This window comes from Alkalihalobacillus pseudalcaliphilus, assembly GCF_028610675.1.
Classification (GTDB): Bacteria; Bacillota; Bacilli; order Bacillales; family Bacillaceae_D; genus Alkalihalobacillus; species Alkalihalobacillus pseudalcaliphilus.
Window position 1 is genome coordinate 150,986 of record NZ_JAQQWS010000005.1, and the last position, 18,799, is coordinate 169,784.

Annotated in this window: 18 protein-coding genes; 8 read left to right on the forward strand and 10 right to left on the reverse strand. The window is 37.6% G+C overall.

Annotated features, from left to right (window positions below; translation table 11 throughout):
• Positions 1 to 75: 75 nt before the first annotated feature.
• The 8 genes from PQ479_RS12565 to PQ479_RS12600 form a co-directional block, all read right to left on the reverse strand.
• Entirely contained in the window at positions 76 to 1,185 is a 1,110-nt protein-coding gene (locus tag PQ479_RS12565) for a Gfo/Idh/MocA family protein (RefSeq protein ID WP_047987714.1), read from the reverse strand.
• Positions 1,186 to 1,199: 14 nt separating this feature from the next.
• Entirely contained in the window at positions 1,200 to 1,925 is a 726-nt protein-coding gene (locus PQ479_RS12570; RefSeq protein WP_047987715.1) for a ThuA domain-containing protein, read from the reverse strand.
• Between the two features lie 32 nt (positions 1,926 to 1,957).
• A complete protein-coding gene (locus PQ479_RS12575; protein ID WP_273717020.1) occupies positions 1,958 to 3,118 on the reverse strand; it encodes a Gfo/Idh/MocA family protein in 1,161 nt (386 codons plus the stop codon).
• On the reverse strand, positions 3,118 to 4,158 hold the full coding sequence (locus PQ479_RS12580; RefSeq protein ID WP_047987717.1) for a LacI family DNA-binding transcriptional regulator: 1,041 nt from the start codon (positions 4,156 to 4,158) through the stop codon (positions 3,118 to 3,120). Before PQ479_RS12580 ends, PQ479_RS12575 begins: the two co-directional genes overlap by 1 nt.
• 540 nt (positions 4,159 to 4,698) lie before the next feature.
• Positions 4,699 to 6,366, reverse strand: coding sequence for a ribonuclease J1 (rnjA, locus tag PQ479_RS12585; RefSeq protein ID WP_047987718.1), 1,668 nt, complete (start codon positions 6,364 to 6,366; stop codon positions 4,699 to 4,701).
• Positions 6,366 to 6,575, reverse strand: coding sequence for a DNA-dependent RNA polymerase subunit epsilon (locus PQ479_RS12590; protein ID WP_047987719.1), 210 nt, complete (start codon positions 6,573 to 6,575; stop codon positions 6,366 to 6,368). Before PQ479_RS12590 ends, rnjA begins: the two co-directional genes overlap by 1 nt.
• 816 nt (positions 6,576 to 7,391) lie before the next feature.
• Positions 7,392 to 7,928: a peptide deformylase gene (gene def, locus PQ479_RS12595; RefSeq protein WP_047987720.1), complete on the reverse strand. Its 537-nt coding sequence runs from the start codon at positions 7,926 to 7,928 to the stop codon at positions 7,392 to 7,394.
• A gap of 159 nt (positions 7,929 to 8,087) precedes the next feature.
• The gene (locus PQ479_RS12600) at positions 8,088 to 8,279 is read right to left on the reverse strand and encodes a YjcZ family sporulation protein (protein WP_047987721.1); all 192 of its coding nucleotides are present in this window, start codon (positions 8,277 to 8,279) and stop codon (positions 8,088 to 8,090) included.
• A gap of 257 nt (positions 8,280 to 8,536) precedes the next feature.
• Here PQ479_RS12600 and PQ479_RS12605 point away from each other — a divergent pair, with 257 nt between their 5' ends.
• The 5 genes from PQ479_RS12605 (at position 8,537) to lpdA (ending at position 14,567) form a co-directional block, all read left to right on the forward strand.
• The gene (locus tag PQ479_RS12605; RefSeq protein ID WP_053070320.1) at positions 8,537 to 9,208 is read left to right on the forward strand and encodes a YkyA family protein; all 672 of its coding nucleotides are present in this window, start codon (positions 8,537 to 8,539) and stop codon (positions 9,206 to 9,208) included.
• Positions 9,209 to 9,729: 521 nt separating this feature from the next.
• Positions 9,730 to 10,815, forward strand: a complete 1,086-nt coding sequence (pdhA, locus tag PQ479_RS12610; RefSeq protein ID WP_047987722.1) for a pyruvate dehydrogenase (acetyl-transferring) E1 component subunit alpha — start codon at positions 9,730 to 9,732, stop codon at positions 10,813 to 10,815.
• Positions 10,816 to 10,818: 3 nt separating this feature from the next.
• The gene (locus PQ479_RS12615; protein ID WP_047987723.1) at positions 10,819 to 11,796 is read left to right on the forward strand and encodes an alpha-ketoacid dehydrogenase subunit beta; all 978 of its coding nucleotides are present in this window, start codon (positions 10,819 to 10,821) and stop codon (positions 11,794 to 11,796) included.
• Positions 11,797 to 11,879: 83 nt separating this feature from the next.
• The gene (locus PQ479_RS12620; RefSeq protein WP_047987724.1) at positions 11,880 to 13,154 is read left to right on the forward strand and encodes a dihydrolipoamide acetyltransferase family protein; all 1,275 of its coding nucleotides are present in this window, start codon (positions 11,880 to 11,882) and stop codon (positions 13,152 to 13,154) included.
• A gap of 3 nt (positions 13,155 to 13,157) precedes the next feature.
• Positions 13,158 to 14,567, forward strand: a complete 1,410-nt coding sequence (gene lpdA / locus PQ479_RS12625) for a dihydrolipoyl dehydrogenase (RefSeq protein WP_047987725.1) — start codon at positions 13,158 to 13,160, stop codon at positions 14,565 to 14,567.
• Between the two features lie 48 nt (positions 14,568 to 14,615).
• On the opposite strand, the gene PQ479_RS12630 is transcribed toward lpdA, so the two are convergent.
• Positions 14,616 to 15,020 (reverse strand): thioredoxin domain-containing protein, encoded by a 405-nt coding sequence (locus tag PQ479_RS12630; RefSeq protein ID WP_047987726.1) that lies wholly within the window; start codon positions 15,018 to 15,020, stop codon positions 14,616 to 14,618.
• A 257-nt stretch (positions 15,021 to 15,277) separates the two neighbouring features.
• On the opposite strand from PQ479_RS12630, the gene PQ479_RS12635 reads away from it, so the two are divergent.
• Entirely contained in the window at positions 15,278 to 16,126 is an 849-nt protein-coding gene (locus PQ479_RS12635; RefSeq protein ID WP_047987727.1) for a polysaccharide deacetylase family protein, read from the forward strand.
• A 57-nt stretch (positions 16,127 to 16,183) separates the two neighbouring features.
• Here the strand turns inward: PQ479_RS12635 and PQ479_RS12640 are convergent, their stop codons facing one another.
• Positions 16,184 to 17,647, reverse strand: a complete 1,464-nt coding sequence (locus tag PQ479_RS12640) for an aminotransferase class I/II-fold pyridoxal phosphate-dependent enzyme (RefSeq protein WP_047988006.1) — start codon at positions 17,645 to 17,647, stop codon at positions 16,184 to 16,186.
• A gap of 238 nt (positions 17,648 to 17,885) precedes the next feature.
• On the opposite strand from PQ479_RS12640, the gene PQ479_RS12645 reads away from it, so the two are divergent.
• Positions 17,886 to 18,155: a UPF0223 family protein gene (locus tag PQ479_RS12645; RefSeq protein WP_047987728.1), complete on the forward strand. Its 270-nt coding sequence runs from the start codon at positions 17,886 to 17,888 to the stop codon at positions 18,153 to 18,155.
• Positions 18,156 to 18,175: 20 nt separating this feature from the next.
• Entirely contained in the window at positions 18,176 to 18,712 is a 537-nt protein-coding gene (locus PQ479_RS12650; protein WP_047987729.1) for a hypothetical protein, read from the forward strand.
• Positions 18,713 to 18,799 lie beyond the last annotated feature (87 nt).

Sequence of the window (18,799 nt, forward strand, 5' to 3'; positions counted from 1 at the left end):
CAATAACGGAAAAACCGATGATTGATAAAAATCACCGGTTTTTTTCGGGAACTTTTTTGTTTTGGGTTTATAAGGTTAGAGCATCTTTTCCTTTTTGGTCGGAAATTGATAGTGTAACGGAAAGGCCTCTGGTTTTTCGCATGTACTATTTAGATGATAGTAGGCTCCTTCTCTTGAAGCATCTAGAAATCCATGCATTGCATCGAGAACATGATAAGCTAATGTTTCATTGGCTCGATGGTTGCGTTTTTGTTGAATGGCTTCAATCATATCCGCTAAACCAATCCCACGACTATTTTTCGTATATCTATGGGTTAAAGGCACTTGATTAAACTGATGATCATCCCGTTTTCTTATTAAAACAGGTCCATCAAAGGTATTAGGGTCTGGTACGAGCATTGTCCCTTTTTCACCATACACCTCGATTTTTGGGAGCGTAGAACCACCAAAAATATCAAAGCTTGTTGTCATGTTACCCATTACACCAGATTCGAAATCAATAATACCGGATATATGTGTTGGTGTGTGAACGGTAAGTGTTCTTGGGTTTTGACCAGCAGTAATGGTGCGTTTGGGAAAACTGATTCTAGCAGATGAAGCAATTCTTTTTATTGGTCCTAACATGGAAACGAGTGCCGTTAAATAATAGGGCCCCATATCAAACATCGGACCGCCACCGTTCTCATAATAGAAATCAGGGTTCGGATGCCAATGCTCATGTCCACGACTCATCATACTGGCTGTTACACCTATTGGAGTTCCGATTTCATTTTGATTGATCAGGTGAATAGCCGTCTGAATACCTCCACCTAAAAAAGTGTCAGGGGCACTTCCTATCCGTAAGTTCTTCTCTTCAGCTAGCTTTATTAATTGAATACCTTCTTCACGAGTTACTGTAAGTGGTTTTTCGGTGAAAACATGCTTATTGGCTTGCAATACTTGCATACATACTTGTGCATGGGCTTTTGGAATCGTAAGATTTACGATCACTTCAATTTCTTTATCTTCAAGTATTTCTTCTATCGTATAGGCTTTTACATTGAATCGTTCAGCTTGTGCTTTTGTCCGTTTAAAATCTAAATCTGCACAGCCTACAAGTTCAAAATGCTCAAATGTCGTGCAATTCTCAAAGTATATAGAACTTATATTGCCACAACCAATTAAGCCTACTTTCATTTTTTCCATAGTTACCTCCTGGGTTATTGACTGTCTCCCATACCTGTATATATTGGCTTGGTTCCTTCATCTTTGACCGAATATAACTTTTTACCTTCTGCTGCCCAAAGAAAACCTCTCCGCATAATCGTAGATACCTCAGGCATAGCGATAATATTGGAAACATGTCCTAAAGAGTTATAAAAGACACGCCCCACACCCCAACGCTTTGTCCATACTACAGGCATATCAACGGCTGTATTTTTTGTATGTGGTCCTTCAATGACTGGAAAACGTGTCGTTGCCAAAATTTCATTTGCAGGATCGACATGTAAATAATATTGTTCACTTTTTACTTTGAAATCAGAGAGGCCATCTAACAACGGGCTAGAAGAATGCTTGATTTCGACTGTATATTCCACACCATCATTACCGGGGTGAGCTACCCAGTTACCCCCCGTCATAAACTGCCAATCTACATTATTTCGAAAAGAGTCACACATGCCTCCGTGACAACCAGCCAAACCAACACCACTGATTACGGCCGCTGATATATTTTGTACATACTTTTTCTCAATCTCTCCCATCGTCCAATGAGGGACAATCAAATCCAGTGATTGCAACTTTTCGGGATCGGCATAGGATTCAAGAGAATTTGAAACCTCAACCTCAAATCCTTCTTCTATTAATATATCATTAAAAATATTGGCAACTTGTTCTGGTTCATGCCCATCCCAGCCACCCCAAACGATTAATGCTTTTTTCTTCATAAAACCTTCCTCTCCTATATATATTATTATTTTTAGAGTGTGGAAACCTGCACCCATGATTTTTGTGAGATCGATTTCTCCACAGCTTCTAATACTTGTTGACTTTTCACGCCATCATAAAAATTTGGGTTAGGTAATCGGTTTTCACGAATGGCTTTCATAAATTCAACAAAGGCATGAATAAATGTATGTTCATAACCAATTGGGTGTCCGGTTGGCCACCAGTGACTTGAAAAAGCGTGTGGTTCATCTGTCACATATACCCTTCTATATCCCTGTACATCTTTACTATCATCAACAAAGTAGACTTGTAACTCGTTCATTCTTTCAAAGTCAAAAATGACACTTCCTTTACTTCCGTTAATCTCAAAGGAGTTGGTGCTTCGGTGTCCCGTTGCAAATCGGGTAGCCTCAAAGCTTCCGAGTGTACCATTAGTAAACTTCGCTAAAAACAGTGTTGCATCATCGACGGTAACAGGTCCTGTTTCCATTCCAGACTGAGCTGTTGCTGTTAATCCTGCCATATCAGTAGGCAAGGGACGCTCTTTTATAAAAGTATCACTCATTCCGATTACCTCACTGATATCTCCAACAAGGTAATGGGCTAAATCGATTAAATGTGCACCAAGGTCACCGAGAGCACCTGAGCCAGCAACATCTTTTTGTAAGCGCCAAACGAGCGGGAAGTTAGGATCGATAATCCAATCTTGTAGAAACCATGCTCTGAAGTGATAGATTTTTCCTAAACGACCTTCGTCTATTAACTTTTTGGCAAGCATCACAGCAGGAGCAAAACGATAATTATAACCAACCATATGCTTAATACCGGCTTGTTCGGCTGCCTCGAGCATTTCTCTAGAATCTGCTAAAGTAAGTGCCAACGGCTTTTCACAGTAAATATGTTTACCGGCTTTTGCAGCTTCAATGGCGATGTCTTTATGTACATCGCTTGGTGCATTAATATCAATGAGGTCAATGTCATCATTATCAATTAAATCTTGCCAGTTTGTCGTATAAGATTCCCATTGATATTGATTAGCAGCTTGAGATACGGCCTCATGGTTACGTCCTGCAATTACTTTCATAATTGGACGAATATGATCGGGAAAGAATAAAGGTAAATCCTTATAGGCATGGCTATGTGCTTTCCCCATGAATTTGTAACCAACCATTCCAATATTAATCTCTTTCATCATTTAAAACTCCTTTCAATCTGATTATTGCTGGAAGCCCTTACAATAAGTTCTACCGGCAATTTAAGCTGCATCGTTTCAGTTACTTTGCTGTTTACTTTATTTAAGACATGCTCAGCGGCCAGTTCACCCATTTTAAAGAAAGGAACACGAACGGAAGTTAAGGTGGGATGGATGATGCTTGCGATATCTGAATCATCATAACCAACGATAGCGTAATCCTTTCCTACATAGATGCCTTGATCATAAAGACCTTGAATAAGCCCGACAGCCATACGGTCATTCGCTGCAAAGATAGCATCAAACTCTTTGATTATAGGAGCAATCTCCTTTGCTTTTTCAACCCCACTTTTACGGCTGTAGTTCCCATAAAATAATGAATGTTCATTCATTTTTAAATCTCTTGAATGTAAGGCATCTTGATAACCAACAAGACGGTCTAAACTATTGGAATAGGTTTTAGGACCATTTAAGAAAATGATTCGTTCAAATCCTTGTTCTAATAAGTGTGATACAGCTTGATAACTGCCTTCTTGGTGTTTGGCATCGATGTAATGAAAGTGACTCGTTTGAAATGTCTGGTTGATAAGACAGTATGGTAAGTCGAGCCGGTGCAATTCCTCTATAGCAAACTTTTCACCGTCAACATCATGGGAGCCTAAAATAATGCATCCATCTATTTTTTTTGAGGAAAAAAATTGTGTGTAATTTCTAAACTGATCTTGAGGTTGAAAGATTAATTGTAATCCATAGTTGGCAGAAGCTAATTGGTCACCAATGCCACTAATAATCTCTGAGAAATAATAGGTTGAAAGCAAATGCCGTACTTTAGGTAGGTAAGGGACAATAACTCCAATTGTATGGCTTTTACTGGTAGCTAAGTTTTGAGCTAAGGTGTTAGGGTAATAATGTAATTGCTTAGCAGCTTGAAGGACTTTTTCTTTGGTTTCTTGTTTTAGCGGTAGGATATTATTAAACACTCGTGAGACGGTTGCTTCAGAAACACCTGCTAACTTTGCTACATCTTTCCTTGTTGCGATTCAAATCACCTCCGAATTTATATAAATGTACGCGTGTTCATTTTATATGATATGTCAGAAAATTTCAATAGCGAGATTCAGATAATTAATTAGTATAGGAAGCAAACGAACTGTATGGTTTTGAAAAAGTTGTTGTAGTGGGGAAAAGAGAGGACATTCAGAGTGGAAGCTTGAATCGCTGGGTTATGAGATTTTGCAAGTACTGACTCACTTAGTTTCGAGGAGGAGGTGATGAAACATAGGGTTGAGAGTTGGTAAACAGAGAGCGAGCCCGAGTATACGAGAAACACTTCACCACCAACAAAGATGAAAGTAGTGGCGACTGTTCAAACTGTTGGCTTTTCATTCATTCAGTTTGGTTTTGTTCATTTTCATTTTAAAAGAATAGTGTTGGATTGTTTTTTTTGAACTTAAGAATTAGTAGTAACCCAGCGGAGCATAATTTTCGGTAGCGATGAGCAACGTTACATGTTCGCACTAACTTTTATATAAAAAAGCCGCAAACATTTATATGCTTACGACTTCTCAAATTAATATTGTTTATACTTCCATAATAATTGGTAAAATCATCGGTTTACGTTTTGTTTTCTCATATAAAAATGGACCTAATAAATCAGAGATCTCATTCTTAATTTCTGACCACTGTGACGTTTTCTTTTCCATCACATCATCTAAATGCTTAGCGAGCAATTTTTGTGCTTCGTGAATCAGATCGCTCGATTCACGCATATAAACAAAACCTCTAGATATAATGTCAGGACCAGCAGTCACTTTAAATTCCTTCATATCAAGGCTCACCACAACAACGACTAAGCCTTCCTCCGATAGAATACGGCGATCGCGAAGGACAATATTACCAATATCTCCAATACCATTTCCATCTACATATACGGAACCGGAAGGGATTTTACCTACTACGCCTGCTTCATCTGGATGAAGGGCTAACACATCACCATTATCCATAATGAAACAATTTTCTTCTGGAACACCACAATCCATTGCATGTTTGATATGCATTTTTAACATACGATATTCGCCGTGAATAGGTAAGAAATATTGTGGTTTCATTAAACGTAACATAAGCTTTTGTTCTTCTTGTCCACCATGTCCAGAAGTATGAATATCGTTCAGTGGACCGTGAATGACATTAGCACCGGCACGATATAATTGGTTAATTGTTTTTCCGACACTTACTGTATTACCAGGGATAGGTGAAGAAGAAAAAACAACTGTATCGCCAGGAATAATCTGAATCTGACGGTGTGTACCATAAGCAATTCTTGACAGTGCAGCCATAGGCTCACCTTGGCTACCAGTACAAAGAATCGTTACTTGGTTATCAGGTAATTTGTTTAATTGATTTGGTTCAATAAATGTTTCTTTAGGTGCTTTTATATAACCAAGTTCTTGACCAATGGTTAACGCTGATTCCATACTTCTACCAAAAACAGCTACTTTACGCCCGTGGATAACTGCTGCTTCTACTACTTGTTGTAAGCGATGAATATTAGATGCAAATGTAGCGAAAATAATTCTTCCGTCCACTTTTCTAAAAATCGCATCAATACTTTCTCCAACCTTACGTTCTGACATCGTAAATTCAGGAATTTCACTATTTGTACTATCTGATAATAAGCAGAGTACACCTTCTTCGCCGATTTTTGCCATTTTTGTTAAGTTTGCAGGCTCTCCAACCGGTGTGAAATCAAATTTGAAATCCCCTGTATGTACGACATTTCCTGGAGGTGTCTTTACGACAATACCGTAAGAATCTGGAATACTATGTGTTGTTCTGAAAAAAGAAACAGAAGTCTTTGTAAATTTAATGACTTGATCTTCATGAATCTCATTAAATTGTGCTTTTCTTAATAGACCGTGTTCTTCAAGTTTTCCTTTTAGCAAACCTAGGGCAAGTTTACCACCATAAATAGGTACATTAATTTCTCTTAGGAAATAAGGGATTCCACCAATATGGTCTTCGTGACCATGTGTGATAAATAAACCTTTTATCTTATCGATATTTTTACTTAGATACGTAAAATCAGGGATTACATAATCAATACCTAGAAGCTCGTCCTCTGGAAACATAATTCCGGCGTCAATTATAATAATTTCATCCTGAAACTGAACAGCGTACATATTTTTTCCGATTTCACCAAGTCCACCAAGAGCAAATACGGCTGTTTGATTGTTTTTTACTTGTTTCATTAAATAGATTCCACCTTAAAGTCTTCTCGAGATTGTTCATATTCGAGGTGCGCACCAGAGATAGATGTAATAAATTCGATATTATAATTGCGGTCAGCTAATTTACTTCTTACTTCTGAGATACTCTCAGCTTCCACATATATTGAATCCGTAAGTTCACGAACAGGAACTTGTCTTGCATTTTTTTGATAAAACACTTTAAATAACATAAAAAATACCTCTCCTTAAACGATAATGATAAATTCATTATAAAGCAAATAACCATCTTTTTCATGTTTTTTCTTTTATTCGTTTGAAAATGGGGTATTTGCCTTATAATATGGCAGTATTTTTCACTTTTTTAGATGACTAATTGTTTAGTTTAATCAGTTTTACAGTTTCTATACTTCCATTAATCTTTTTTTAGGTAGCAGGTTTTTGCAGCCTTCCAAAAGTTTTTTTCTTAGCTTCTTTAGCATATGAATTCACTCCTTTTTTATGAAAGTTGCTAACGCTGGAATGCGGTGTTCTACTTGCCGCTACCGAAAATTATGCTCCGCGTCCTGCGGGGTGGTGTTGAGCTTACTGGCTACCACCATTGGATCTCAGCCCGCCACTATTTCCCACGGGAGTCTCCGCATATTTTCGTCCGCTGGATTATTGCTAACTCTCTAGTTCAAAATCATTCTTACAAAAAATTATTAAAATGAATAAGATCAAAACCAAGTTGAACAAAAAGCCATTAGTTAAATTCAAACGCCACTTTCGTGATTGTTGATGAGTTGCTGCGGTAAGTCTTCAGGAAAGTTTTGTATGAAAATACTTAGGGATGCTCTTTGAAGTTAGCTGGTCATCCCTTTGCGTTCGGTGACCTAAATTAGGACATTGCTCCCTGTTAGTGCGTGAACAATGAGCATACTTGGTTTTCGTTTGTTTTTTATAGTATGTGTAAGTGGAAGTGTTTGTTGATTGGCAATGTGTGGAAAATAGAAATGAATTGAAAAAGAGCTAACTTGACGGATGACGTAAGTTAGCTCTTTTATTTGTTAAAGTGTTTTTTTCAGTGGATCTTGGAAACCTTCGATGCGGTCGTAAAACATAATGCCATCTAAATGGTCTAGTTCATGTTGGAATACGATGGCGATATACCCTTTCAACTTTAATTTTACTTCTTCACCTTCAATAGTTGTACCTTTTACGGTAATTCGAGCGTGTCTTGGAACAATCCCTTGGACTTCGCGATCGACAGATAAGCAGCCTTCGCCACCATCAAGATGATTTTCCTCTACAGAATGACTAATAACCTTAGGGTTGAATAGACCATAGCTATATAAGGTATCATTTTCATCGTAGGCATGAACGGCAAACATTCTTTTAGAAATACCAATTTGGGGAGCGGCAATGCCAACACCAGGTCTTAGTTGGTGTTTTTCTGCGATTTCGGGGTCTTGGCTATTTATGACAAATTGCAGCATATTGGTTAATGTTTCTTTGTCCTCAATTGATGCAGGAAGTTGAACTTCTTTTGCAACTTGACGTAAAACAGGATGGCCTTCACGGATAATATCTTTCATTGTGATCATATGTACCTCTCCTTTTATGAGCAACTAACAGTTTCTTTTATACTTTATCGAACATAATAGGTAAATGGCAAGTTGAAAAATAATCAAAACCAACTAACAAAGGAAAGAAGCTAACAAAAGTTACTTAAAAAGCCTTTGTTAGCTCCCGATGTTCATCACTTATTTTTTGCAATCAGGTCCCGGACCACCGTTAAAGCAAGCTGCCCCAACGATAACTAATAAAATAAATAATACAACGATTAAAGCAAAGCCTCTACCGCCTCCACCATAGCCACCGCCATAACCTGCAACAGGTGCTCCATAACCGTAACCACAAGGATCGCTACAACAATCTGAACCGTATCCGTACATTTGAATTCCTCCTTTTAGGTACATCACACTTGGTGCGACTCACTAGTTACAATATGCATTTGTCTCGATGGCGATTGGATGTATGCCCATTTTTTCAAAAAAAAATAGTTATTTGTTTAGTGAATATGTGGACAAGCGCATATCTAGTTTTGTCTTTTCATATATAAAAGTAGATGGTTTTATGTTGCGATTTTTTATCCTTTCCTTTACTGTTTTTAATAGGAATGATTTTTGTACTTAGAATAGGGGGAACTTACGTGCTTGGAAAAAAGGGTAGGTCATACTTACTAATCGTGATGACATTATTCTTACTAACTGGATGTGGTAACGATGTTGCAGATAAGGTTTTTGAACACTTAGAGAAAGCAGTGGAATTAGAAGCACCATTTACTGAGCAGCAAGAATTAATTAGTCAGGCTGAAGAAAACGAACAAGAACTATATGATGAAGTTATCGATTTAAGTATGGAAGAGTTTGAAAAGATTCTATCGCTAACGGAAGAGGCACTTGCATCGATTGAAACAAGGGAAGAAGCAGTTGCTGTAGAGAAGGAAAGTATTGAAGCGGGCTATCAGGAGTTTCTAAAAGTCGAAGAATTAGAAAGTGAAATAAAAGATGATGAAGGATTGCCACCTTTTCAAGGGTTAGTTGAAAATATGCATGCTAGGTATAACAGCTATCAAGACTTACATAATGCTTACGTGGATTCATTAGAGCTAGATCGTGCTTTATTTGAGCTGCTGCAACAAGAAGAAGAGTTTGACCTTGTCGAATTACAACAGCTTATTGAGGATGTGAATGCTTCTTATCAAGTCATTAATGAAGCCAGAGATATATTTAATGAATACACAGCCCAATATAATAATGACAAACAAAGCTACTATTCCGAATCTAATTTATCGTGGGAATTAGCAGAAGAAAATGAATAAATCATCAATCAAATTAGAATAAAGAAGGATCTTCATATAAGATTCTTCTTTTTTGTTGTGGTAATTAATGGAGGTCTAACAAAATTAAGTTTTAAATTACATAGTAAAAGGAATATGAATGAGTATGTGTAAATCCAGGAGCTTTTGAAAGCTTGTATAACTTTCTGTTTCATTTTAGGTTTGGGTGATCTATAACACAGGTCTAAAAATGTCTTGTAAAAGTTACAGTAGTTATATTTTGTAAATGCTAGATAAAACAAAAGGATTGACGGATTTCGATCAGTTGATGTAGACTATTTTTCATAAGGTGTATTGTATTACTTTTTCTGTGTGTTTACTAATACAGTTTATAAGAGTGTTAAGAAGGATATTTTTAACATTCTTTATTATGAAGTAATGTTTAGGCTTACATTAGGTTATCCTAAAGGTGATTTCTGACTATGGTTACAATGACAAGCATACAAGACATAGAACAGAAAAGTGATGAATATTTTCCGAAAAAGAAAGGGTAGGTGAAAGTAATGACTACAAGAACTTTAGAGTCTGTAGAAGAAAAATTTGAGACTTTTCAAATTTTGAATGAAGAGGGCGAGGTTGTTAATGAAGCAGCTATGCCTGAATTAAGTGATGAACAATTGCAAGAATTAATGAAAAGAATGGTATATACACGTATTTGGGATCAACGTGCCATTTCATTAAACCGTCAAGGTCGTTTAGGTTTCTATGCACCTGTAGCAGGTCAAGAAGCTTCGATGTTAGGTTCACAATTCGCTTTAGATAAAGAAGACTGGATCTTACCAGGATACCGTGATATTCCACAAATCGTATTTCATGGTTTACCGCTACATCAAGCATTCTTATGGTCACGTGGACATATGGGTGGAGGACAATTCCCAGAAGGATTAAACATTGTTGTCCCTCAAATTATTATTGGTGCTCAAATTATCCAAACGGCTGGTGTGGCGTTAGGATTAAAACGTAAGGCTAAAAACAATGTAGCTATTACTTATACGGGTGACGGTGGTTCATCACAAGGTGATTTCTATGAAGGAATGAACTTTGCTGGTGCTTATAACGTACCTGCGATCTTTATCGTTCAAAATAACCGCTTTGCTATTTCTGTTCCAGTTGAAAAGCAATCTGCTGCTAAAACAATTGCTCAAAAAGCAACAGCTGCTGGTATTGAAGGTATTCAAGTTGATGGTATGGACGTATTAGCTGTTTACGCTGTAACTAAACAAGCTCGTGATCGTGCATTAAATGGTGAAGGCCCTACATTAATTGAGACAATGACATATCGTTATGGTCCACATACAATGGCTGGTGATGATCCAACACGTTACCGTACATCTGATTTAGATGACGAGTGGACGAAAAAAGATCCACTAATCCGTTTCCGTAAGTTCCTTGAAGGAAAGAAATTATGGAGTGAAGAGCAAGAGAACGAAGTTGTAGAAAAAGCGAAAGAAGATATTAAAGCTGCGATTAAAGAAGCTGATAATGCTCCTAAACAAAAAGTTACTGATATTATCGGAGTTATGTTTGAAGAACTTCCAGTGAATCTTCGTGAGCAAATGGAAGAATACACAGCAAAGGAGTCGAAATAACCAATGGCGCAAATGACAATGATTCAAGCGATTACGGATGCAATGCGTAATGAGCTTAAGACAAATGAAGATGTATTAATCTTTGGTGAAGATGTTGGTCAAAACGGTGGTGTATTCCGTGCGACTGAAGGTTTACAAAAAGAATTTGGTGAAGACCGTGTATTTGATACACCTTTAGCTGAGTCTGGTATCGGTGGTCTTGCGATCGGACTTGGAATTACAGGCTTCCGTCCAGTTATGGAAATTCAATTCTTCGGATTCTTATTTGAAGTAATGGATTCTGTAGCAGGTCAAATGAGCCGCTGGCGCTACCGTTCAGGTGGTTCACAAACTACGCCAATTACGATCCGTTCACCATTTGGTGGTGGCGTAAAAACACCTGAAATGCACGCAGATAGCTTAGAAGGATTAATGGCTCAAACTCCAGGGTTAAAGGTTGTTATTCCATCAACTCCATACGATGCAAAAGGTCTATTAATTTCTGCGATTCGTGATAACGATCCAGTTGTTTTCCTTGAGCACATGAAATTATACCGTTCTTTCCGTGCGGAAGTTCCTGAGGAAGAGTATACAATTGAATTAGGAAAAGCCGATATTAAACGCGAAGGTAAAGATGTTACGATTGTTACTTATGGTGCGATGGTACATGCTTCATTAAAAGCAGCAGAAGAGTTAGAAAAAGATGGTGTAGATGTTGAAGTTATTGATTTAATGACGGTGAGTCCATTAGATATTGATACGATCATCGCGTCTGTTGAAAAGACAAATCGTGCAATTGTTGTTCAAGAAGCTCAAAAGCAAGCTGGGATTGCAGCCAATGTTGTAGCTGAAATCACAGAGCGTGCTATTTTAAGTCTTGAAGCGCCTGTATTACGTGTTACGGCACCAGATACTGTGTATCCATTCGCTGCAATGGAAGATGCTTGGTTGCCAGATCACAAAGATATCGTTGAAGCAGTTAATAAAGTTGTAAATTTCTAATAAACTGATCTTTTTGCAGAGGAAAGTCGATTTTTGCTTTCCTCTGCACCAAATTATAATGTATGATAAGGGAGGCACTCATTGTGGCATATAAATTTAAGTTGCCGGATATTGGTGAAGGTATCCATGAAGGTGAAATCGTAAAGTGGTTCGTCAAAGCTGGTGATGAAGTAAAAGAAGATGATATTCTTCTAGAAGTGCAAAATGATAAGGCTGTTGTTGAAATTCCTTCTCCGGTAGATGGAAAGGTTCTTGAGTTAAAGGTGGATGAAGGAACAGTAAGTATCGTAGGAGATGTTCTTTTAACTATTGATGCTGAAGGTTATGAGGAAGAAGAAGTGCCAGCTGAAGAAGAGAAAACGGAAGAGCCAAAGGAAGAGAAGCAAGAAGCAACTCAAAGCTCTCAAGAAGAATCAGCTTCAGAAGATGACGGCTCACGTATTATTGCGATGCCATCAGTACGTAAGTATGCTCGTGAAAAAGGTGTCAACATTAAAGAAGTTTCAGGTTCTGGTAAAAATGGTCGCGTAGTAAAAGAAGATATTGAGAAATTCTTAAGTGGCGACACTGGATCAGCATCTGAAGAAACATCATCAGAAGCACCTGCAGCTTCAGCTGAAACGAAAAAATCTGAGCCAGTTTCTATTCCAGTCGGAGAATTAGAAGAGCGGGTTCCTTTCAAAGGCATTCGTAAGGCGATTGCTAAAGCAATGGTTAATTCTAAGCACACGGCTCCACACGTTACACATATGGATGAAGTGGAAGTTTCAGCTCTTGTAGCTCACAGAAAACAATACAAGGAAATAGCGGCAGAGCAAGGTACGAAACTAACGTACTTACCATATGTAGTTAAAGCATTAACTGCTGCTCTACGTAAATACCCTGTATTAAATGCTTCAATTGATGATGCAAACGAAGAGATCGTTTACAAAAAATACTTTAATATCGGTATTGCAGCAGACACTGAACACGGATTATTTGTTCCAGTTATCAAAGATGCAGATCGTAAGTCTATTTTCCAATTAGCAGATGAAATCATCGATTTAGCTGGTAAAGCACGTGACGCTAAGTTAAGCAGTGCAGAAATGAAGGGCGGAAGTGCCACAATTTCTAACGTTGGTTCAGCACGTGGTTTATGGTTCACTCCTGTTATTAATCATCCGGAAGTAGCGATTTTAGGAATTGGTCGTATTGAAGAAAAAGCTATCGTTAAAAATGGCGAAATCGTAGCGGCCCCAGTTCTTGCACTTTCAATCAGCTATGACCACCGTTTGATTGATGGCGTAACAGCACAAAATGCATTAAACCATGTAAAACGTCTGTTAAACGATCCACAATTATTATTAATGGAGGGGTAAGAAATGGTTGTAGGTGATTTCGCAAAAGAGATAGACACACTTGTCATTGGATCAGGTCCTGGAGGATATGTAGCAGCAATTCGTGCAGCTCAACTTGGCCAATCCGTAACAGTTGTAGAAAAAGGTACGGTTGGAGGCGTTTGTTTAAACGTTGGTTGTATTCCTTCAAAAGCATTAATTAACGCTGGACATAAATATCATGATGCTAAACATTCTGAAGATATCGGTATCGTTGCAGAAAACGTATCGGTTAACTTTGAGAAAGTTCAAGAATGGAAAGCAAGCGTTGTTGATAAATTAACGGGCGGAGTTAAAGGTTTATTAAAAGGGAATAAAGTAGAGCTTGTACAAGGTGAAGCTTACTTTGCTTCTGAAAACTCTGTTAAAGTAATGGACGAAAAAAGCTCACAAACATACAATTTCAAGAATTGTATTATTGCGACTGGTTCTCGCCCAATCGAATTAAAATCATTTAAATACACAGACCGAGTTATTAACTCAACTGGTGCTCTTGCTCTTAAAGAAGTACCTAAAAAGTTAGTCGTTATCGGTGGAGGTTACATCGGTATCGAATTAACGGGTGCGTTCTCTAATTTAGGTGCTGAAGTTGTTGTATTAGAAGGTGGGAAACAAATCCTACCTGGTTTTGAAAAACAAATGGCTAAATTAGTTGAAAAGCGTCTTAAGAAAAATGGCGTTTCCTTCCACACTGAAGCATTAGCACAAGGTGTTGAAGAAACGAAAGATGGCGTTAAAGTTAAAGCAGAAGTTAAAGGTAAGGAAGAAGTATTTGAGGCTGATTATGTTCTTGTAACAGTTGGTCGTACACCAAACACGGATGAATTAGGTCTTGAGCAAATTGGTGTTGAAATGACAGACCGTGGTTTAATCAAAGTAGACAAGCAATGTCGTACAAATGTAAGTAATATTTATGCAATTGGTGATGTTGTTGAAGGACCTGCTTTAGCTCATAAAGCATCGTACGAAGGTAAAATCGCTTCAGAAGCGATTGCTGGTGAAAAATCAGAGGTCGATTATTTAGCGATTCCAGCTGTAGTATTCTCAGATCCTGAGTTAGCGACTGTTGGTTATACGGATGCTGAAGCTAAAGAAGCTGGCTATGACGTAAATGTTGCGAAGTTCCCATTTGCAGCAAACGGTCGTGCCTTATCTCTTAACGATTCTGATGGTTTCATGAAACTAATCACTCGTAAAGAAGATGGTTTAGTTCTTGGAGCTCAAATTGCTGGACCTAACGCTTCTGATATGATCGCAGAAGTTGGATTAGCAATTGAAGCGGGCATGACTGCAGAAGATATTGCTTTAACTATCCATGCACACCCTTCATTAGGTGAAATTACAATGGAAGCTGCAGAAGTAGCTATTGGAACACCTATTCATATTGTAAAATAAATAACCAAAAAAAGAGCAGCTTCCTAAGCTGCTCTTTTTTTATATAAACTAACTAACTGGCTCATTTTGACTTGTAAGTTGTATGGCATTTTCAAGGGTTGTTATAATATTTTCTTTTGATTGAGGCCCTACCATTCTAAGTTGTTCGCTCTCGCCATATAAAACAAGCATGGTGGGAAAAGTAGTGATACCATAATGACGGACAATTTCTTTTTCATTCGAGTCTATTATAATAAATGATTGATGTTCATCTGGAAACTTGGATTGCATCTCTAAGATAGCGTCGTAATAGTTATCTTCTTTCATAATATTAGCTGTATCGGAAAATAAAACGGTCATATTTTTTCCTTCTTCGTTGTCAATGGGTGACGTTGTATAAAGAAAAGCTAATGAGCATCCAGATAATAGAATAATCTTACTGGACAAAAATAATAGTAATAAAACTTTCTTCAAGCACCTCACACCCTATATGTAACAAATTTATTTACTAATTTGTTTCCTATTCTAGCACGTTTCAAACAACTTTTTGGTTCTAGTAATCAAAATGTAATGCAATCGAAATCTAAAGGTAGAGTGTGAGAAATAGTAGTAAAGTATTTAATAAGAACCGAATGTTGGACAAAGTTGTGTTATGATTTAGGGCATAGCTGATAGGGTATAGTATAAGAGAAAGTGTGATTGTCGCTAGCAAAAGAGAAAGGAGCGGACATATGAAAAGGTTTTGGATTATGGGGATGGCTTTATTGTTAATTGCATGCGCCGACCAAACTGAAAATGAACAATCAGATGCAGTTGAAAAGGAGGATGAGGAAGTGGAATTAGAAGTAGATGAAGGCGAAGAAGGGGATTCCCATTTATCTAAACAAGATGACGAAATAGAGGGCACGGATCCGGAAGATGAAATGACTAATGAAGAGGAAGAGATTGAGCAAGTATATGAAATTAATACAGCGAATTGGGCTGTCGAACCAATTGAAGGTGAGGACGTAGAGGAACAAGTTGTTTTGTTAACAATTGATGATGCCCCACATACATATGGAGTTGAAATGGCACATATTTTAGCAGACCTCGATGTACCAGCTATATTTTTTGTGAACGGTCATTTTATTAATGATGAAGAGGGTGAACAAGAACTAAAGGAGATTCATGAATTAGGTTTTGAAATAGGAAATCATACGATGAGTCACCCGAACTTAAGTGAGATTACTGAAGAGGAACAAATGGAGGAAATCGTCAAATTAAACGAACGGATTGAAGAAATTATTGGTGAAAGGCCACGCTTTTTCCGTGCTCCATTTGGAGAAAATACGGATTTCTCTAATCAGGTTGTCGCAACGGAACAAATGACTCGAATGAACTGGACATACGGGTATGATTGGGTAGCTGATTATCAAAATGCAGAGAGTTTAGCGGACATTATGGTCAATGCGCCAGAATTAAATAACGGTGCCAATCTACTCATGCACGATCGGGAATGGACGAAAGACGCATTAGAAGAAATCGTAGCTGGCTTAAGAGATAAAGGTTATCAGTTTGTTGATCCTGAGCAAATAAAATAAGAAGATGGAAAAGAACTACCTTCACTTTAACGTGAAGATAGTTCTTTTTATGTTTTGTTATTTAATGGCTTTAAATTCTTTGATAACACGAATGGTTTGAAAGGTCTCATCTTCTGGTCCTTGAACGGGTAAACCTTCTTTTATATTCTCTTCAATATAATCGAGGTTCTCTTGAGTAATAATCTCTCCTGGGATTAAGATGGGAATACCTGGAGGATAGACCATAATGAACTCAGCAATGATTCTTCCCACTGATTGTGATAGTAAAATGACTTCCGTGGACGCATAAAAGGCGTCACGAGGGGAAAGTGCTAAGGTTGGAATTCTTGGTACATATACGTTCATTTCATGTTTTGGTTTGCTTGTATCACGTGATTCAAGTGATAGTTGCGTTAGTGCATCAACAAGTTTTTTCGTTTCGGTCTTCGTATCACCTAACGAAATAATGCAAAGAATATTATATAAATCAGAGAGTTCAACCTCAATGTTATATCTTTCCCTTAATAAATTCTCTACTTCAGAACCAGTCATAGAAAGGTCTTTAACAGAGATAATAAGTTTGGTCGGATCGAAATCATAAGTAGCTTTGTCACCTAATATTTCACGGCCAACACAATAAATACCTGGTATATCATTCAGTTGCTTTCGAGTCTGCTCAGCTAATTGAATGGTATTTGTTAAAAGCTGTTGACCTTCTGTTGCGAGTCTTCTACGGGCTGTATCTAAAGAGGCTAATAATAAATAGGATGTCGACGTCGTGGTGAGCATACTAATTATTGACTGAACCCTTTGTGGAGAGACCATGCCTTTTTTTACATTTAAAATAGAGCTTTGAGTCATAGAACCTCCAAGCTTATGGACACTTGTTGCAGCCATGTCAGCTCCTGCTTGCATCGCCGATAACGGTAATTCATCATGAAAATGAATATGGACTCCATGGGCTTCATCAACTAAAACAGGCACTTCGTATCGATGAGCGATTTCAACAATCTTCTGTAGGTTACCAGAAATACCGAAATAAGTTGGATTTATGACTAATAATCCCTTCGCATCTGGATGCGTTTCTAATGCTTTTTCTACGGAGTCGGTCGTTATTCCGTGGGAAATACCTAGGTTTGGATCAATTTCTGGATGAATAAAGATTGGGTTAGCCCCAGAAAATATGATCGCTGACATAATCGATTTATGAACATTGCGTGGAACGATGATTTTATCGCCTGGTGAGCAGACACTCATAATCATCGTCATGATTGCACCACTTGTACCTTGTACAGAAAAGAATGTATAATCAGCACCAAAAGCTTCTGCGGCAAGTTCTTGTGCTTCTTTAATAATTCCGTGCGGATGATGAAGATCATCTAAAGGAGCTATATTAATCAAATCTATGGCTAAAGCATTCTCTCCTATATAATTTCTGAATTCAGGATCCATCCCTGAGCCTTTCTTATGACCAGGAATATGGAACTGTACCGGTTGTTTTTCTGCATGCTTACGAACCCCATCAAATAATGGAGTAGACATTTGTCCAGACAAAGACGCCACCTCATTCACCTATAAATTACCTTAACCTTATAATGGTATAAAACAAATAAGAGTATACCAAACGTAGGATAGCTTGCATAGTAAATAAGTGATAAAAATATGTTTTTTTCAGTAATTTTATTTAGATGGAATTCTATATCATTATTGTTTAGAGAAAAAGTTTGCATAAAAAGGCGGGACGTGTTACATATTGTAGAGAGTGAAGGAGGTGTAAGTGATGGAAATGAATATGCCAATTTCTCTTGATTGGACAACCGATGAAGTAGTCGATGTTGTAGCATTTTATGAAGCCGTTGAACAAGTATATGGAAACGGGATCGAGCGTCATTTATTTCTTAAGAAGTATCAGCGCTTTAAGGAAATTGTGCCTTCCAAAAGTGAGGAAAAGCAACTTTGTGCTCAATTTGATCAACAAGTGAATGTTTCCAGTTATTTAGCTGTAAAGGAAGCAAAGAAATTAGAAGATGGAGAAATCGTAAAATTATAAAAAAGGGAGAGCTACGTGTATTGGGGAAATATAGTTACTTGATTGCATTAGTGATAACGGTTTTGCTGTTAGCGGGTTGTGGTGGTAATGATGAGGAAGCTTTATCCATTTATATGTTCGGAGATGTTCCTCGCGACCAAGAAGATTCCATTCGAGCTTTAATCGAAGACGAACTAGGTAAATTAGGTGAAGAACTCCATATATCGATTGAGTCAGCTCAGCATGAACGTATTTTAGTCATATTGGCTGCAAATGAGGGAGATGTATATTTTATTAATGAACAGCAGGCGCAAGTATTTTTTGATCCAGTTGGTTTAACACCGTTAGATGATCGATTTGAAGCGGCCAATATAGAAGGAAGTGAAGCATATACGGTGGTAAATGAGGCAACGGGTGATGAAGAATTATTAGCTTTGCCAATTAATGAAGATACTTATTTTATTGATGAGCTACAAATCAACTTAGCGAATGATATGGTTGCGTTTGTTGATAAACGCTCTGAACAGATTGAATTAAGTAAAGATATATTAAAGGTTCTATATGAAGGTCGTCCATAAGCAGATTACCGATAGCTCTTTAGCTCTACATAGTAAAGCCAGTATTTATTTACGATTAGGTAATAAATACTGGCTTTATTCACATGA

Coding starts and splice junctions, on each gene's coding strand:
- PQ479_RS12565 (WP_047987714.1), bottom strand. CDS start 1,185: ATGGAAAAAATGAAAGTAGGCTTAATTGGTTGTGGCAATATAAGTTCT.
- PQ479_RS12570 (WP_047987715.1), bottom strand. CDS start 1,925: ATGAAGAAAAAAGCATTAATCGTTTGGGGTGGCTGGGATGGGCATGAA.
- PQ479_RS12575 (WP_273717020.1), bottom strand. CDS start 3,118: ATGAAAGAGATTAATATTGGAATGGTTGGTTACAAATTCATGGGGAAA.
- rnjA (WP_047987718.1), bottom strand. CDS start 6,366: ATGAAACAAGTAAAAAACAATCAAACAGCCGTATTTGCTCTTGGTGGA.
- PQ479_RS12590 (WP_047987719.1), bottom strand. CDS start 6,575: ATGTTATTTAAAGTGTTTTATCAAAAAAATGCAAGACAAGTTCCTGTT.
- def (WP_047987720.1), bottom strand. CDS start 7,928: ATGATCACAATGAAAGATATTATCCGTGAAGGCCATCCTGTTTTACGT.
- PQ479_RS12600 (WP_047987721.1), bottom strand. CDS start 8,279: ATGTACGGATACGGTTCAGATTGTTGTAGCGATCCTTGTGGTTACGGT.
- pdhA (WP_047987722.1), top strand. CDS start 9,730: ATGACTACAAGAACTTTAGAGTCTGTAGAAGAAAAATTTGAGACTTTT.
- PQ479_RS12615 (WP_047987723.1), top strand. CDS start 10,819: ATGGCGCAAATGACAATGATTCAAGCGATTACGGATGCAATGCGTAAT.
- lpdA (WP_047987725.1), top strand. CDS start 13,158: ATGGTTGTAGGTGATTTCGCAAAAGAGATAGACACACTTGTCATTGGA.
- PQ479_RS12635 (WP_047987727.1), top strand. CDS start 15,278: ATGAAAAGGTTTTGGATTATGGGGATGGCTTTATTGTTAATTGCATGC.
- PQ479_RS12640 (WP_047988006.1), bottom strand. CDS start 17,647: ATGTCTACTCCATTATTTGATGGGGTTCGTAAGCATGCAGAAAAACAA.
- PQ479_RS12645 (WP_047987728.1), top strand. CDS start 17,886: ATGGAAATGAATATGCCAATTTCTCTTGATTGGACAACCGATGAAGTA.